This window comes from Streptomyces sp. NPDC001137 (assembly GCF_040298885.1).
Lineage (GTDB): Bacteria > Actinomycetota > Actinomycetes > Streptomycetales > Streptomycetaceae > Streptomyces.
In genome coordinates, this window is the sequence record NZ_JBEPBA010000003.1 from 530,075 (window position 1) to 543,264 (window position 13,190).

A 13,190-nucleotide genomic window follows, 5' to 3' on the forward strand; every position below is an offset into this window, starting at 1 on the left:
TCGCTGTCAGCGGGCGGAGCCTCTGCGCAGGAGCTTGTCGACGGCGACGGTGACGACGACGAGGGTCCCGGTGGCGACGTCCTGGTAGAGGCTGTCGATGCCCGCCTGGGTGAGGCCGGAGCGGAGCACGGTGACGATGAGAGTTCCGATGAGCGTGCCGACGACGCTTCCCCGGCCGCCGAAGAGGCTGGTCCCGCCGATGACGACGGCCGTGATGCTCTCCAGGTTCGCCGTCTGGTAGGAGTTCGGGTCGGCATTGGGGATGCGGCCGAGGGCCTGCCAGGCGGCGATGCCGTAGAGGAGACCGGCGGTGACGTAGACCGACAGGATCGTGCGCCGCACGTTGATGCCGGTCAGGCGGGCGGCCTCGGGGGCGTTGCCGACGGCGTAGATGTGCCGGCCCCAGGCCGTCTTGGCGAGCCCGTACCAGAAGAACGCGTACAGGCCCACCAGCAGGAACGTTCCCCAGGTCACGAGGACGCTGCCGACGTGGACGCCGTTGCCCCAGAAGACGAGCAGATCGTCGGTGACCGGGAAACTGCGGGAGTCGGAGTAAAGCCTGGCCACGGCATAGATGACGGTCAGCGCGCCCAGCGTCACGATGAAGGGAGGCAGGCCCACGCGGGCCACGAGCAGGCCGTTGACCAGCCCGAGGACGGTCGCCGTGAGCAGGCCGAGCAGCAGCGCCCCCGCGGGGCCGTTCCCCTCGAAGGCCAGCTTGGCCATGACCAGCGTGCTGAGGACCGCGATCGCCCCGTTCGCCAGGTCGATGCCCGCGGTGAGGATGATCAGGGTCTGGCCCAGTGCCAGCGTGCCGGTCACGATGGACTGCTGGAGGACCAGGGCGAGGTTCTCCGGCGTCAGGAACGTGTCCGTCGCGAGCGAGAAGACCAGGACGGCGACGGCCAGGGCCGCGAGGGGGCCGACGGCAGGTGTGCGCAGGGCGTACCGCAGCGCGTCCCGCAGCGCGGTGCCCGGCTCGCCCTCGGCGGCGGCACTGGTGGTCACGGGAGATCTCATGATCCGTTACTGGTCCCTTCGCCCGATCGGCGCCCGGCAGTCACCCCCAGCAGTGCCGGAGCCCCCAGCCGGTGTCGCGGGACGCCAGCCCCGGCACCGGCTTGTCGGTGATGAGTTGTGTGCCCGTGTCCGTGAACCCGGACGGTTTCTTCCCGTGCCTGACGAAGTCGGTGACCGCGGCCACGCCCAGGTCGGCCATCCTGACCGGGAACTGCATGACGGTGGCGGCGTACTTGCCAGCCCTGACGTCGCGCACGCCCGCGCATCCGCCGTCGATGGAGCCGACGGTCACCCTGCCGCTCAGACCGCGTGCCGCGAGGGCCGTGTAGGCGCCGTCGGCCACCGGTTCGTTGATGGTGTAGACCGAGTTCACGTCGCTCGTGCGCTGGAGCAGGTTCTCCATCGCGGTCTGCCCTCGGTTGCGGTCGCCGTTGGTGATCGCGCGTCCGCGGATCGCCGGGGAGTCGTCCTTGATCCCGAAGCCGCTGAGGAAGCCGTCGTGGCGTTGTTGGCTGACCGTGGAACCCTCCGTGCCGTCGAGCATGAACAGCTTGGGGGCCCGGCGGTCGAGCACGGCCCTGACATAGGCGCCCTGGAGGCGTCCGGCCTTGAAGTTGTCGGTCGCGTACGTGGCCGCCGCCGCGTTCTCCGGGTCCGTCGCGGTGTCCAGCGCGATCACCAGGATGCCCTCCCGACGGGCCTCGGCGATGGCACCCAGGATCCCCGTCGTGTTCGACGGTGTGATCATGATTCCCCGCACATTGCGGGCGATGAGACTCTCCACGGCGTCGACCTGGCCCTCGTTGTCGCCGTCGAACTTGCCGGACAGGGCGATGAGCTCGGCGCCCCTCTTCTTCGCCGCAGCCTGGGCCGCCTCGCGCAGAGCCACGAAGTACGGATTGGTCTCCGTCTTGGTCACCAGACCGATCGTGACCTTCCCCGTCCCCTGGCCGCCCGTGGAGGCCTGGTTCCCGCCGCAGGCCGCGGCGCCGAGCAGCATGGTTCCCACCAGGAGGAGCGTCGGCCCCGCGCGCGAACTCCGTGGCCGACCGCGCCTGCGGACGGTGCAGTGGTGTGCCATCGGTGACACCCTTCTCCGGCCGGGCCCAACGTGGTGGAAGCCCCAGCGATCTACACCACGTGCCCAGTTTGTTCATACATATCGCACTGTGTCGCTTCAGTCTCCTCTTCAGGCGGGCGCGGTCGGCCACGCGAGTCGGGCGGGTTCATGCGTTCTGCATTGCATACGTCCGGATAGGGACGAAAGATGGTGATCGGAACAGGGCCGGGGTTCCACCGGGGCCGTGCGGCGTCAACGCGGTCGTGCGGAGAAGGCGAGGTGCGCGTGACTGGGCCGCCGCTGCTCGCGCTGCACGGGATCTCCAAGCGGTTCGGGGCCGTCCAAGCCCTCAAGGACGTCGACCTGGAGGTCCACAAGGGGGAGGTCGTCGCCCTTCTGGGTGACAACGGCGCCGGCAAGTCCACCCTGATCAGGGTCATCTCGGGGGTGGATCCCCCCGACAAGGGCGTCATCGAGTGGGAGGGGCGGGCCATCCAGATCAGGACTCCCCGGATCGCCCAGCGTCTGGGCATCGCGACCGTCTACCAGGACCTGGCACTGTGCGACGACCTCGATGTCGCCGCGAACCTCTTCCTGGGCCGGGAGCGGCGGTGCTCCGGTGCCCGGGGCCGCCTGTTCCGGTCGATGGACGACAGCGGTATGCGCAAGGAGGCACGGGGGCAGCTCGACACACTGGGCATCCGCGTCCCCGATGTGCGCGCTCCGGTCGCCTCACTGTCCGCGGGCCAGCGGCAGACCGTCGCGATCTCCCGCGCGCTCCTCGGCCGGCCGAAGGCCGTCCTCCTGGACGAGCCCACCGCGGCGCTGGGCATCGCGCAGGCCGGCCACGTCCTCGACCTCGTCGAGGAACTCCGCGACCGGGGCATCGGGGTGATTCTCATCAGTCACAACCTCGGAGACGTCAAGGCCGTCGCGGACGAGGCGGCGGTGCTGCGGCTCGGCTGCAACAACGGCTTCTTCCATGTGCCGACCTCGCCGCAGGACCGCATCTTCTCCGCCATTGTGGGCGCCACGAGCAACTCCTGACGCTCTCTCACCCCTCCCCCGCCCCCTGTGGACCCGACGGAATCGAGCAGATGATCACCCTGCTATGGTGCGCCGATGTCATCGGTCAAGCAGTTCCAGGTCACCTTCGACTGTGCGGAACCTGAGCGCGTCGCTCGCTTCTGGTGCGAGGTGTTGGGGTACGTCGTACCGCCACCCCCGGAGGGGTTCACGACTTGGGACGATTACGATCGCTCGCTGCCGCCCGAGCGTCGGGGTGCATCGTTTGTCTGCATGGATCCCACCGGTGTCGGCCCGCGCATGTACTTCCAGCGCGTCCCCGAGGACAAGGTCGTCAAGAACAGGGTGCACCTTTGCGTGCGAGCCGGTACCGGGCTCGTGGGCGAGGAGCGCCTGGCCACACTGGAGGCGGAGTGCGCACGCCTGCTCGCGCTCGGTGCCAGCCGCGTGCGTCTGCTGCGCGCCGATGGCGTCAATGAGTCGTGCATCGTGATGCAGGACATCGAGGGCAACGAGTTCTGTCTCGACTGACCGGCCGCCGGGCCTGAGCCGGGCAGCGGCTGCTACTCGGTGCCGCTGCGCAGGATGCGGCGGGCCGCCTCGGCCTCCGCTGCCGGCGGTGACAGTTCGTCGAGGGTGTCGAGTTCGTCGTCCGCTTCGAGTTCCTGTTCCCAGGCCGCCGCCAGGCGTTCTTGCTCCTGGCGCGGCTTGGCGCCGACGGCCTCGCGCTCCTCGGGGCCCAGGGCTGCCAGGAATCGTCCGACCGGGTCCGTGCGCATACGGTGCTCCTTGCCGCAAGAAGAGGTGCCACCCCGTTCCAGCATGACTGAACGTTCCCCCGTCGGCCGCCCGAGAGCGCTCACGGGTGGCGATGGGACGACGTGCCGTGCTCACGGTGATGCCGGGCACGTACCCAAGTCGGCCCACCCGTCCTTCTGCCCGGCGAATTCCTGTCCCCACCGGGGCAGCGGCTCGTCCGGCACCACCAGGTCATGACCGAGTTTCCGGCCCTGGTACGTCTCGAACGCGCCGTCGCCGGTCGTCTGGTGGATCAGCAGCCGGGCAGGGCCCGGATTGGCCCTGGCACTGGGCCGGGTGCCCGCCACCGCGCGCAGGCCGTCGATGTAGTAGCCGTGGCTCATCCGGATCGAACCGCGGCTCCTGCCCTTGAGGTCACGGCCCAGCGGCCCCCAGCGCACCTCGCGCATGCTCGCCGAGTCGACCGGATCGTCGCCCTCGGGGAGCGCGGTGTACGTGACGGCCAGGTCCACGCGGCCGTCGTGGTCGAAGTCTCCGAACGCCGCCCGGAATCCCTCCTCGGGCGACGCATGGGCCTTCAGGCGCCCTTTCGCCGTGGTGACGATCGACCACACGGGGTGCCGGGCCTGCTTGTTGCCGGGTCCCGCGAACGTGACGACCGTGCGCCCGTCACGGTCCTCGCTGTCCCGCACCTCGTCCACCACTCCGTCGCCGTCCACGTCCGCGTACAGCGTCCGCCCGTCCGGCGAGGCACAGATCGGCTGTCGCTTGCCGGGGTGGCGCACATGGGGATCCGCGCTCGTCTCCTGGCCCGTGGGCCACGCGTACCAGGCCACCCCCACCGCTGCGATCACGGCGATCGAACCGCCCCACAGCCATCTGCGACGCCGCACCGCCCCGGCGCCGGGCGCGCTCACGGACCTGTTGCCGCGCTCGGACATGTCGTCACCCCGCATCCGAAGACCCTAGACGAACGGTTCCGCCGTGACCCGGCCCTGAAGATCACGATCCGGCGCGGGATCACCGGTCGTCCGCGACCCGTACCACCGCCAGCGTGATGTTGTCGGGCCCGCCCGCGGCGATCGCGGCCCTCCACAGCTCGAAGGCCGCCCGGCCGTCGTCGTGGTCCCTCAGCAGCTCCTCGATGACGTCCGTCGTCAGCGGGTCGGTCAGGCCGTCCGTGCAGACGAGGTAGCGGTCGCCGGAGGAGAGGGGCGCCGCCGTCACATGGGGAGTGATGGCCCGGTATTCGGGACTGCCGCCCAGGCACTGGGTGACCAGGGACGTGGTGCGCTGCCCGGGGGCGAGAGGTGGGCTGTCGTCGACGCTCACCTGGCGCAGGCCGTCGCGGGAGGCGGCGAGGACCCGGCTGTCGCCCACGTTGAAGATCAGCAGCGAGTCGGGGCGTACGACGATACCGGCCACCGTCGTTCCCATACCGGTGAGCTCGCTGCCCTCCGCCGCGGCCTGGTACACGGCACGGTTGCAGGCGTTCAGGGCGGCGCGCACGGCGTCCTCGTCGTCCAGGGCAGGGCCGATGTCCGCGATCCGGCGGGCGACCAGGGCGCTGGCCACGTCACCGCCGGGATGCCCGCCGAGCCCGTCGGCGACCGCGACGACCAGGGGTGTCCCGAGCGGGAAGACCAGGGTCTGCGGGCTCTCGGTCACGGTGGCGCACAGGGTCCACGGTCCGACGACGAGGCTGTCCTCGTTCCGCTCGCGCAGCAGCCCGGGATGGCTCACCGCGCTCACCGCGACGTACTGCATGGAGCGCCACCGCCTTCCCGCACCGGTCGCGCCAGGACGCACCACTGGAGGGCCCGCTTCCGCTGCAAGTCTAGGAGCGGTTCGGTGTTTCTGCTGGTCAGCAGTCCTCATCGGCCGTCGTCCGCTCCTCGGCGGCATAGGAAACCCGGCCAGACAGCGCGGCCTCGGCCCATGCCCGAGCCGTGAACGGCGCCCGCAGCACGGCCCACGGACGCGCCGGCCCCCGTACAGGTGTCGCGCATGATCGCAGCGTCCCGTCCGTCCGCCCGCCCGCTAGACGACGGGCGGCGTCCCGTGCGTGTGGAACGACTCGATGGTCTTCAGGCCCCAGGCCTGCCCTTTCTTCCGCTCCTCCTCGGTCCAGGTGATCAGCGGCCAGTCGGGCGCGAGGACGAGGCGGGTGAGCGGGTTGCACAACTCGATGCGGTTGCCGCCCGGCTCGTAGACGTACAGGAAGAACGTCTGCTGGATGGCGTGCTTGTGCGGGCCGGTCTCGATGAACACGCCGGTGTCGATGGCGAGATCGGCGGCGCGCAGGATGTCCTCGCGGGTGTCGGTCGCGAAGGCGATGTGGTGCAGCCGTCCGGTGGAGCCGGTCCAGTCCTCGGTGTAGACGACGTCGTACGACTTGTTCGTGTACGTCAGCCAGCGCGCCGCGATCCGGCCGGAGTCGAGCTGGATCTGTTCCGTCGGCCTGGCTCCCAGCACATGCTGCTGGAACCCGGCGTTGGAGGCCACGTCGGCCGCAAGGAAGTTGATGTGGTCCAGGCGGCGCACGCCGACGCCCCGGTTGGGCTTGGCCTGCGGCTGGTTCTTCAGGGCCGGTTTCAGCTCCTCCGGGGCCCGGTAGTGCTCGCTCTCCCAGTACAGGGCGTGCTCGTGGCCGTCCGGGTCGGTCGTCACGTACAGCCTGCCCAGGCCGGGTTCGTCCTCGACCCACTTGCCGGAGCCGCCCGCCTCCTCGATCGCCTCGACACGGCGGTGCAGGGCCTCCTCGCTGGAGGTGCGCAGGGCCAGCCGGCCGAGGCCGGGCTGTTCGCGGGCGGTGAGGACGAGGCTGTGGTGCTCGTAGTCGTCGAAGGTCCGCAGATAGGCCGTGTCGCCGTCCTGGCTGTTGACCGTGAGGCCGAGGTAGTCGGTGAAGAAGGCGACGCTCGCGTCCAGGTCCGGAGTGAAGAGCTGGGCGTGGCCGATGTGGGCGATGTCGCCGAGCGGCGGGGTCATCGGTGACCTCCTCGGGGGCGCGGGGGGATGGGTGCCGTCTCGGTGGACCGAGGGAAGACGGTGCCGTCGAAGATCTTGCGGGCCGTGCGCACCACGGCGGTGCGCCGGGCGGCGGGCAGGCCGTCGGGACCGGTGGCGATTGCGCTGTCGATGTCCAGGAATCCGGTGGGGTGTTCGATACGGACACGGTCGCTGCCGGTATCGAACTGTGCGAGTTCCGCGCCCACCCCGCCCGCGATCCGCAGGCCGGCGGCCACGCCGGCCGCGCCGAGCACACCGATCGACGTATGGCAGCGCACCGGGATGAAGGTGCGGGTGGAGATCGCGCCGCCATCGCGGGGCGGCGCGAGGAGGGTGAGCTTGGGCACGGTGGCGTCCGAGACGTCCCCGAGGCCCATCAACCGGCCTGCTTCCAGGCGGATTTCCCGCAGCCGGTCGGCCAGCGCGACGTCCTCCTCCAGGTCCTTGGGCGACTCGTAGCCGGTGACCTTGAGGGAGGAGGCGGCGATGAGCACCGTCGGCATGCCGTTGTCCACGCAGGTGACGGGTGTGCCGTCGATGTCGTCCCGGGCCTTGCCGGTGGGCAGCAACTTCCCCGTCCCGGCGGGGAATTCGATGGCCACGGACGCAGCCGTCCCCGGCACGCCCGAGATCTCGGTGTCTCCCGTGTAGTCGACATGGCCGCCGGGGGTCGGGAAGGTCGCCGTGGCGAAGTCGCCGGTGTTGACCATGCGGATACGGACGGAGGTCTCCTCCTCCCCCGCCGCCACCAGCCCGCGCTCGACGGCGAACGGGCCGACGCCGGCAAGGATGTTTCCGCAGTTCTGACGGTCACTCACTTCAGGGCGGTCCACGGCGACCTGGAGGAAGAGGTAGTCGACGTCCGCGCGCGGATCGGCCGAGACGGACACCACGGCCACCTTGCTGGTGAGAGGGTGCGCGCCGCCGAGCCCGTCGATCTGCCGCTCGTCGGGGCTGCCCATGATGCGCAGCAACAGCGCGTCGCGCAGGGCCGGTTCGGCGGGGAGGTCGCGGGCGAGGAAGTAGGCCCCCTTGGAGGTGCCGCCCCGCATCAGCAGACAGCGGACCCCCTCGGGTACGCCGGTCACGGCCGCTCCCCCACGTACTCCTCATACGTCCGGTACTCGACGCCGAGTCGTTTGAGGGTGTCCCTCAACCCGTAGCGGTCCAGGCCGAGTTGGCCGCCCAGGAAAGCCGCTCGGGTGGCGGCCTCCTTGGCCTCGCGGGCCTCCGCCTGCTCCGCCGTCTCGCGGGCGCGTTCACGGGGTATGACGACTACCCCGTCGTCGTCGGCGAGGATCACGTCGCCGGGGCTGATCACCTGGCCGTCGATGGCGATCGGTACGTTGACCGAACCGCCGGTGGCCTTGACCGTGCCCTGCGAGGAGACGGCCCGGGACCAGGCGGCGAAACCCATCTCCCGCAGCTCCTGGGTGTCGCGGATCCCCGTACTGAGGACGACACCGCGCACGCCGCGCCGCTTCAGGGCGGTCGCGAACAGCTCGCCGAACAGACCGTCCGTGCAGGGCGAGGTGGTGGTGACGACCAGGATGTCGCCCTCGCCGCACTGCTCGACGGCGGCGTGGATCATGAGGTTGTCGCCGGGCCAGCCGATCACGGTGACGGCTGTTCCCGCGACTCGTACGCCCTGCTGGATCGGGCGGATCTCCGGTCCCAGCAGGCCTGTTCGGCCCATCGCCTCGCTGACCGTGGCCACGCCGAAGGCGGCCAGCTCCTCGACGTCCTTCGCAGCCGCCTTCGGCGGGTTGGTGACGATCACGCCGCTCATGCCAGCTCCTTCGCGATCTGCGGGAACGGCCGCATGTACGCCTCGGCCATGGTGGTGTGCGCAAGACCCAGGTTCGGGCCGGCGTTCCGCTTGAGCTGGACGCCGCGGCGGACGGCGAGGTCCGTGTAGTACGCCCACAGGTGCTGCTGGGCGGCCAGGCACTCCATGGCCTTGCGCTTGGTGTCCCACACCTCGGTGATGTCGAGCAGGACCTCCGGCCGAAAGCCGCTCATCTCGGGCTGGTGCGGCTCGAAGTAGAAGACGGGCGGGGCGCCGATGATGTCGCCCTCGCCCGGGTAGCCGATGGCCTGGGCGAGGATGCGGGCCTGAAGCGCCATGCGGTTGGCGGCCGGGTGGTCGCCGTTGTACGGGTCCTCGACGGGGTGGGTGAGGACCACGTCCGGCTGGGTCTCGCGGTGGAGGGCGACGAGTTGGTCGGTCAGCTCGGCGGTGGGGATGAGCGGGTAGTCGCCGGCGTCGAAGAAGCGGACCTCGGCGCCGAGGGTGGCGGCGGCACGCTCGGCCTCGTCCCGGCGCAGCGCCTTGATCTCGTCCAGTTTCCTGCCCTCGCGCCACGCCTTGGCGGACTCGCCGCGCTCGCCGAAGGTCAGACAGGCGATGGTGACCTTCTCTCCCCGGGCGGCGGCCAGGGCGATGGCGCCGCCCGCCCGCCACACGAAGTCCCCGGCATGCGCCGTGACGACGAGGGTGGACCGCGGGGAGGCGGGCGCGTTGGCCTGGGTCATGCTGGCATCTCCCAATTCTCCGGGCGGCTCACCTCCGGGGTGCCGGCCAAAGCCGCGAGCATGCCCAGCCCTTCGGGCCTTCGGCGCGCTCGCAGCCACCGGCGCGGCCCTTCGGCTCGCTCGCCTTGGTGACAGGTGGGCGCCCGCCCTGTCAGCGGCTCTCGGCCGCGCGGATGTCAGTCGCGCAAGGCCTCGATCACGCTGGTCAGGTGGGCGCGGACGGCCGTCTCGGCCGCCTGCGGGTCCCTGGCCCCGATCGCCTCGATCATGGCCAGGTGCTCCTTCAGGGAGTGCTGCGGACGGCCCGGCCGAAGCGCCAACTGGAAGCGGTGGCGCACCAGTTGGGCATTGAGCCGCTCCAGCAGGTCCACGGCCGTCCGCTGGCCGGAGAACTCCCGCACCTTGGTGTGCAGTTCCTGGTTGAGCTCGGAGTAGGTCAGCGGCTCACCGTCGGCCACGGCCTTGGTCATCGCCGTGCCCAGCTCCGTCAGCTCGGCGAGCTGCTCGTCGGTTGCGGCGACGGCGGCCTTCGCCGCGCACAGCCCTTCCAGGACCATCCGGCACTCGGTGATGGCGACCGCCTCCTCCACGGTCACCACCCGCACCCGCGAGCCTCGGTTGCGGATCCGCTCGACGAGGCCCTGGGCCTCCAGATCGATGAGTGCCGCGCGGATGCTGGCCCGTGTCACACCGAACTGCTCGGCGAGCTCGTTCTCCACCAGCCGCTGTGCCGGCGCCATCTCGCCGTGCAGGATCGCCTGCCGCAGCTGCGCGAGCGCATGCTGCTTGGCCTGCTCTCCGGTGCTCGGACGGGCTTGTGTCGGCATCGTTGCCCTCCCTGAGTGAGTGCCTGTCGAACCTAAATCTATCCAGACAACATTGTCAACAATTTTGTCTGCCATATTGCGGGCATGGTTCGACACCGCCTGCCGAGTGGAAGCAGGCGGTCCCGGGGGTCGTCAGAGCCGGTCAGGCGGCCGGAGGCCCCGGCCACGGATCCTCGGCATGGGCGACGAAGTCGTCCACCAACCGGCGGAAGAGGGCGGCGAGTTGCTCCAGGCCCTCCCCCGACCAGTCGGCCGGGGCGATCTGCGACCCCACACGAGCGGGCACGCACTTGCGTAACTCAATTAATCTCTCATATGTTTGCGTAAGTCAAGCAATAACCCCTTTGCCGGAGGCCCTGCCATGCCCGAAGCACCCGCCCGACCCGCCGTCGCCGGGACATCCGCCCCGCCCAGGCCGAACGCCGTGGTGGCGGTGCTGGCCCTGGCCGGGATCGTCGTCTCGCTGATGCAGACCCTGGTCATTCCGATCGTCCCCGAGCTGCCCACCCTGCTGCACGCCTCGGCCTCCAATACCGCCTGGGCCGTCACGGCCACCCTCCTCGCGGCCGCGGTGGCCACCCCGGTCGTGGGCCGCCTCGGTGACATGATCGGCAAGCGGCGGATGCTGCTGGTCAGCATCGTGCTGCTGGTCTCCGGCTCGGTGGTCTGCGCGCTGGCCGACTCGCTCGTCCCGATGATCATCGGTCGTACGCTGCAGGGTCTCGCGGCCGCCGTGGTGCCGCTGGGCATCAGCATCATGCGGGACGCGCTGCCGGCCGAGCGGCTGGCGGGTTCCACCGCGCTGATGAGCGCCTCGCTGGGGGTGGGCGGTGCGCTGGGTCTGCCGGCGGCCGCGTTCATCGCCGACAAGTGGGACTGGCACATCCTGTTCTGGATCTCGGGCGCGCTGGGCGCCGTCGCCCTCCTGCTGGTGCTGCTGCTCGTGCCCGAGTCCAAGGTGCGCACCGGTGGCCGCTTCGACCTGCTCGGTTCGCTCGGTCTCTCCGCCGGCCTGGCCTCCCTGCTGCTGGCCGTGTCCAAGGGCGCCGACTGGGGCTGGACCAGTGGCACCACGCTCGGTCTGGGTGCCGCCGCCGTCGTGATCCTGCCGGCCTGGGGCTGGTGGGAGCTCAGGGCCAAGCAGCCGCTGGTCGACCTGCGGACCACTGCCAAGCCGCAGGTGCTGTTCACCAACCTGGCCTCGGTGGCCCTCGGATTCTCGATGTTCGCGATGTCCCTGGTGCTTCCGCAGCTGCTGCAGCTGCCGACCCGGACCGGCTACGGCCTGGGCAGGTCCATGCTCACGGTGGGCCTGGTGCTCGCCCCGCAGGGCCTGGTCATGATGGTCATGTCCGCCGCGTCCGCCAAGGTCACCCAGGCCAAGGGCCCCAAGGTCACGCTGATGATCGGCGCGCTGATCGTGTCCGCCGGCTACGGCCTGAACATCCTGCTGATGTCCGAGGTCTGGCACCTCGTCCTGGTCTCCTGCATCATCGGCGCCGGCGTCGGCTTCACCTACGGCGCGCTGCCCGCCCTGATCATGGGCGCGGTCGCCCCCTCCCAGACCGGTGCCGCCAACAGCCTCAACACGCTGATGCGGTCCCTGGGTACGTCCTTCGCCAGCGCCCTGGCCGGCGTCATCCTGGCCCGGATGACCACCGACTTCGGCGGTCACGCCCTCCCCTCGGAGAACGGCTTCAAGGTCGTCATGGCCATCGGCGCCGGAGCCGCCCTGCTCGCCTTCCTGGTCGCCACCTTCATCCCGCGCCGGCAGCCGGCCGCGCGGGCCTCCGAGGACGCGCCCGAGCAGGCGGAGCCCACAGCCGCGCAGGCATGAGCCACGACCGTCCGGCACTCGGCCGTCGTCCCGCTCCGGCGGGGCGGCCGCCCTTGCGCGTCAGGCGGCGGGGAACGCCGGTGCCGCGCCCTCGTAGGCCGCCCGCAGCACGGCTAGTGCCCCGTCGGCCGTGACCTCGCGGGGGTTGGCGTAGGCCTGGCCCGCGGTCTGCGCGGCCGCCTCCGCCAAGTCGCCTTCCTTCAGGCCGAGTTCGGCGAGGGAGCGGGGTGCGCCGAGGCGCCCGGCCAGCTCCCACAGGGCCTGCGGGGCGTCGTCCGTGTCGAGGGCGCGGGCGACGGCGGCCGCCGCGTCCGGGGCCGCGGGCGCGTTGTACGCGAGCGCGTACGGCAGGACCACCGTGTGCGTCTCGGCGTGGGGCAGGCCGAAGGTGCCGCCGAGGACGTGGCACAGCTTGTGGTGCAGGCCCATGGTGGTGGCGCCGAGGCAGGAGCCGCACAGCCAGGCGCCGTACAGGGCGCGGCTGCGCGCGTCATGGGATTCCGGGTCGGCGGCCACCTCGGGCAGGGCGCCCGCCATGGCCCGTACGCCCTCCTGGGCCATCAGCGCGATCAGGGGCGAGGTGTCGGGGGCGTACAGCGCCTCGACGGCGTGGGCGATGGCGTTGATGCCGCTGGTGACGGAGAGCGGCACCGGCAGGGAGAGGGTGAGCTCGGGGTCGTAGACGACGCTGCGCGGCAGGACGACGGGGTCGCGGCCGGTGCGTTTGGCGCCGTGCTCGGTCAGACCCCAGACCGGGGTCATCTCCGAGCCGGAGTAGGTGGAGGGCACGGCGATCAGCGGCAGACCGGTGCGCAGGGCGATCGCCTTGCCGAGGCCGATCGAGGAGCCGCCGCCGACGGCCACACAGCCGTCCGCACCCGCCGCACGGGCCGCCTCGACGCCCCGGTCCGCGACCTCGACGGGCACATGCATCCGGGCTCCGTCGTGCAGGCCCGCGCAGACGGGCCCCAGCGAATCGGCGACCGCGCGCGCCGTCTCCGCGCCATGGCTGCCGCACACCACCAGCAGCCGCCGCAGGCCGAGCGCCGCGGCCTCGCCGGCGGTCGCGCTCGTGGCGGCCCCGGGCCGGAAGACGACCCGCATGGGCCGGGAC

15 protein-coding genes are annotated in these 13,190 nt (G+C 71.1%); 3 read left to right on the forward strand and 12 right to left on the reverse strand.

Annotation, left to right across the window (positions count from 1 at the left end; translation table 11 throughout):
* Window positions 1–6: 6 nt before the first annotated feature.
* On the reverse strand, window positions 7–1,008 hold the full coding sequence (locus tag ABT254_RS08380; RefSeq protein WP_351465411.1) for an ABC transporter permease: 1,002 nt from the start codon (window positions 1,006–1,008) through the stop codon (window positions 7–9).
* Between the two features lie 52 nt (window positions 1,009–1,060).
* On the reverse strand, window positions 1,061–2,020 hold the full coding sequence (locus tag ABT254_RS08385; RefSeq protein WP_351465614.1) for a substrate-binding domain-containing protein: 960 nt from the start codon (window positions 2,018–2,020) through the stop codon (window positions 1,061–1,063).
* Between the two features lie 345 nt (window positions 2,021–2,365).
* Here ABT254_RS08385 and ABT254_RS08390 point away from each other — a divergent pair, with 345 nt between their 5' ends.
* Together ABT254_RS08390 and ABT254_RS08395 are read left to right on the forward strand one after the other, a co-directional pair.
* Window positions 2,366–3,127: an ATP-binding cassette domain-containing protein gene (locus tag ABT254_RS08390; protein WP_351465414.1), complete on the forward strand. Its 762-nt coding sequence runs from the start codon at window positions 2,366–2,368 to the stop codon at window positions 3,125–3,127.
* 75 nt (window positions 3,128–3,202) lie between these two features.
* Window positions 3,203–3,637, forward strand: a complete 435-nt coding sequence (locus ABT254_RS08395; RefSeq protein WP_351465417.1) for a VOC family protein — start codon at window positions 3,203–3,205, stop codon at window positions 3,635–3,637.
* 32 nt (window positions 3,638–3,669) lie between these two features.
* Here ABT254_RS08395 and ABT254_RS08400 read toward each other — a convergent pair whose 3' ends face one another.
* From ABT254_RS08400 to ABT254_RS08440, 9 genes are all read right to left on the reverse strand, one after another.
* Window positions 3,670–3,885 (reverse strand): hypothetical protein, encoded by a 216-nt coding sequence (locus ABT254_RS08400; RefSeq protein ID WP_351465420.1) that lies wholly within the window; start codon window positions 3,883–3,885, stop codon window positions 3,670–3,672.
* 111 nt (window positions 3,886–3,996) lie between these two features.
* Window positions 3,997–4,821 carry a hypothetical protein gene (locus ABT254_RS08405; protein ID WP_351465423.1) on the reverse strand — a complete coding sequence of 275 codons (825 nt, stop codon included), beginning with the start codon at window positions 4,819–4,821 and terminating at the stop codon, window positions 3,997–3,999.
* A gap of 64 nt (window positions 4,822–4,885) precedes the next feature.
* A complete protein-coding gene (locus tag ABT254_RS08410) occupies window positions 4,886–5,632 on the reverse strand; it encodes a PP2C family protein-serine/threonine phosphatase (protein ID WP_351465426.1) in 747 nt (248 codons plus the stop codon).
* Window positions 5,633–5,905: 273 nt separating this feature from the next.
* Window positions 5,906–6,856 carry a catechol 2,3-dioxygenase gene (locus ABT254_RS08415; RefSeq protein WP_351465429.1) on the reverse strand — a complete coding sequence of 317 codons (951 nt, stop codon included), beginning with the start codon at window positions 6,854–6,856 and terminating at the stop codon, window positions 5,906–5,908.
* Window positions 6,853–7,965 (reverse strand): 4-oxalomesaconate tautomerase, encoded by a 1,113-nt coding sequence (locus ABT254_RS08420; RefSeq protein ID WP_351465432.1) that lies wholly within the window; start codon window positions 7,963–7,965, stop codon window positions 6,853–6,855. The genes ABT254_RS08415 and ABT254_RS08420 overlap by 4 nt, the downstream gene beginning before the upstream one ends.
* Entirely contained in the window at window positions 7,962–8,666 is a 705-nt protein-coding gene (locus tag ABT254_RS08425; RefSeq protein ID WP_351465435.1) for a 4-carboxy-4-hydroxy-2-oxoadipate aldolase/oxaloacetate decarboxylase, read from the reverse strand. The genes ABT254_RS08420 and ABT254_RS08425 overlap by 4 nt, the downstream gene beginning before the upstream one ends.
* Window positions 8,663–9,412 carry a PIG-L deacetylase family protein gene (locus ABT254_RS08430; protein ID WP_351465438.1) on the reverse strand — a complete coding sequence of 250 codons (750 nt, stop codon included), beginning with the start codon at window positions 9,410–9,412 and terminating at the stop codon, window positions 8,663–8,665. The genes ABT254_RS08425 and ABT254_RS08430 overlap by 4 nt, the downstream gene beginning before the upstream one ends.
* 176 nt (window positions 9,413–9,588) lie before the next feature.
* Window positions 9,589–10,239 carry a GntR family transcriptional regulator gene (locus tag ABT254_RS08435; protein WP_351465441.1) on the reverse strand — a complete coding sequence of 217 codons (651 nt, stop codon included), beginning with the start codon at window positions 10,237–10,239 and terminating at the stop codon, window positions 9,589–9,591.
* A 142-nt stretch (window positions 10,240–10,381) separates the two neighbouring features.
* Window positions 10,382–10,525 (reverse strand): hypothetical protein, encoded by a 144-nt coding sequence (locus ABT254_RS08440; protein WP_351465444.1) that lies wholly within the window; start codon window positions 10,523–10,525, stop codon window positions 10,382–10,384.
* Between the two features lie 75 nt (window positions 10,526–10,600).
* Here ABT254_RS08440 and ABT254_RS08445 point away from each other — a divergent pair, with 75 nt between their 5' ends.
* On the forward strand, window positions 10,601–12,076 hold the full coding sequence (locus tag ABT254_RS08445; protein ID WP_351465447.1) for an MFS transporter: 1,476 nt from the start codon (window positions 10,601–10,603) through the stop codon (window positions 12,074–12,076).
* 60 nt (window positions 12,077–12,136) lie between these two features.
* Here ABT254_RS08445 and ABT254_RS08450 read toward each other — a convergent pair whose 3' ends face one another.
* The gene (locus ABT254_RS08450) at window positions 12,137–13,180 is read right to left on the reverse strand and encodes a maleylacetate reductase (protein ID WP_502971944.1); all 1,044 of its coding nucleotides are present in this window, start codon (window positions 13,178–13,180) and stop codon (window positions 12,137–12,139) included.
* Between the last annotated feature and the right edge of the window lie 10 nt (window positions 13,181–13,190).

What these genes read in the sequence shown, in the direction of transcription:
- ABT254_RS08385 (WP_351465614.1), bottom strand. Translation starts at nt 2,020, where the DNA reads ATGCTGCTCGGCGCCGCGGCCTGCGGCGGGAACCAGGCCTCCACGGGC.
- ABT254_RS08395 (WP_351465417.1), top strand. Translation starts at nt 3,203, where the DNA reads ATGTCATCGGTCAAGCAGTTCCAGGTCACCTTCGACTGTGCGGAACCT.
- ABT254_RS08400 (WP_351465420.1), bottom strand. Translation starts at nt 3,885, where the DNA reads ATGCGCACGGACCCGGTCGGACGATTCCTGGCAGCCCTGGGCCCCGAG.
- ABT254_RS08405 (WP_351465423.1), bottom strand. Translation starts at nt 4,821, where the DNA reads ATGCGGGGTGACGACATGTCCGAGCGCGGCAACAGGTCCGTGAGCGCG.
- ABT254_RS08410 (WP_351465426.1), bottom strand. Translation starts at nt 5,632, where the DNA reads ATGCAGTACGTCGCGGTGAGCGCGGTGAGCCATCCCGGGCTGCTGCGC.
- ABT254_RS08415 (WP_351465429.1), bottom strand. Translation starts at nt 6,856, where the DNA reads ATGACCCCGCCGCTCGGCGACATCGCCCACATCGGCCACGCCCAGCTC.
- ABT254_RS08425 (WP_351465435.1), bottom strand. Translation starts at nt 8,666, where the DNA reads ATGAGCGGCGTGATCGTCACCAACCCGCCGAAGGCGGCTGCGAAGGAC.
- ABT254_RS08430 (WP_351465438.1), bottom strand. Translation starts at nt 9,412, where the DNA reads ATGACCCAGGCCAACGCGCCCGCCTCCCCGCGGTCCACCCTCGTCGTC.
- ABT254_RS08435 (WP_351465441.1), bottom strand. Translation starts at nt 10,239, where the DNA reads ATGCCGACACAAGCCCGTCCGAGCACCGGAGAGCAGGCCAAGCAGCAT.
- ABT254_RS08445 (WP_351465447.1), top strand. Translation starts at nt 10,601, where the DNA reads ATGCCCGAAGCACCCGCCCGACCCGCCGTCGCCGGGACATCCGCCCCG.
- ABT254_RS08450 (WP_502971944.1), bottom strand. Translation starts at nt 13,180, where the DNA reads ATGCGGGTCGTCTTCCGGCCCGGGGCCGCCACGAGCGCGACCGCCGGC.